Below are 1,543 nucleotides of genomic sequence, written 5' to 3' on the forward strand. Positions count from 1 at the left end.
TGTCCGTCGTCAGGTAAATTGAGACATCAAGCGGCCTGACTAAAGGAGGGTCTGGCACATCTGGGTTTCAGTTAAGCAGCGGATTTGGCGTGCTGCAAGCGCCGCTGTTTCATGGTCCTCCTCTTGATCTTCTCCCGTTCGAGCAGGATGGTCTGGCCGCGCCCGGTATAGACGTCGACCGGGGTGAGATTGTCCAGGCTCTCGTGCCTCTCGGCGTTGCAAGCAACGCCTGCCGGCCAGCGGATAGCGCCGATGGTTGTAGTATCCGATAAAGGCGTCGATCTGCGCTTCCAGGTCTTCTGGCAGAAAGTAGTTTTCCAAGAGGATCCGGTTCTTCAGTGTCTGATGCCAGCGCTCGATCTTGCCTTGGGTCTGCGGATGATAGGGGGCACCGCGCGTGTGCGTCATGCCCTTTCCGGCAAGATATTCTGCCAGATCGCCAGAGATGTAAGACGGTCCGTTATCTGAGAGAAGTCTCGGGCGATGGACGACGTTGACTTCATCAAGCCCGGAGGCCTCCAGTGCCAGATCGAGTGTGTCCTGAACATCGTTCGCGGCCATGCCGGAACAGAGCTTCCAGGCGATGATGTATCGGGAGAAGTCGTCCAGCACGGTGGACAGATAGAACCATCCCCAGCCGATCACCTTCAGATACGTAAAATCGGTCTGCCAGAGCTGGTTGGGCGCCGTGGTTTTCTCCCGGAACTCATCGGCGGCTTTCATCACGATGAAGGCCGGGCTAGTGATGAGGTCGCAGGTCCTCAGAAGCCTGTAAACACTGGCTTCCGAGACGAAGTAACGACGTTCGTCAGTGAACTTGATGGCCAGCTCTCTGGGGGACAATTCAGGCTCGTCGAGCGCCATTTCGAGCACCTGCTCGCGTACGGAATTCGGGATACGGTTCCACACGCGGCCTGAGCCACCGCGCCGGTCTTCCAGTGCCGCTTCGCCGAACCTGCGATACAGATCGTACCAGCGATAGAAGGTTGGCCGCGACACGCCGATCTGTTCAAGCGTCCTTTTCACAGGCTGGTGCGATTGCTCGACCAGTCGGATGATTTCAAGCTTTTCGGATGCGGGGTATCTCATTCGATATCCTCCCCATCCCTGATCACGCTTTTTTTCAGAATGCGGTTTTCTAGAGTCAGATCCGCCACGACTTCCTTCAGGTCGCGCATGTCGCGCTTCAAGCCCGTCACCTCGCCGGATGTCGCCTGGCGCTCGGTGTCACCCGACAGTCGCTTCTTGCCAGCTTCGAGAAACTCCTTCGACCAGGTGTAGTAGAGCCCCTGCGCGATCCCCTCACGCCGGCATAGTTCGGCGATCGAATACTCCCCACGCAAGCCTTCCAGCACGATACGGATCTTCTCCTCGGCTGAGAATTTGCGCCGGGTCTTTCGGCGAATGTCTTTTACATGCTTTTCGGCCGACTCCTGCGGCCCGGATTTCTGTCTCATCTTCGCTCCCTTGGCGGGCTACGATGTGCCAGAAATCCTCCTTAGGCAATTTCGCCGATATGTCTCATGGTTGCTGACGGGGAACA

At 57.4% G+C, this 1,543-nt stretch carries 1 pseudogene; it reads right to left on the reverse strand.

Features of this window, described 5'->3' with window-relative positions:
• Window positions 1-71: 71 nt before the first annotated feature.
• Window positions 72-1,457 (reverse strand): annotated as a pseudogene (locus tag FMN63_RS27650) (IS3 family transposase).
• Window positions 1,458-1,543: the final 86 nt, after the last annotated feature.

Origin of the sequence: Stappia sp. BW2, from assembly GCF_008107695.1 — a bacterium.
GTDB lineage: Bacteria > Pseudomonadota > Alphaproteobacteria > Rhizobiales > Stappiaceae > Roseibium.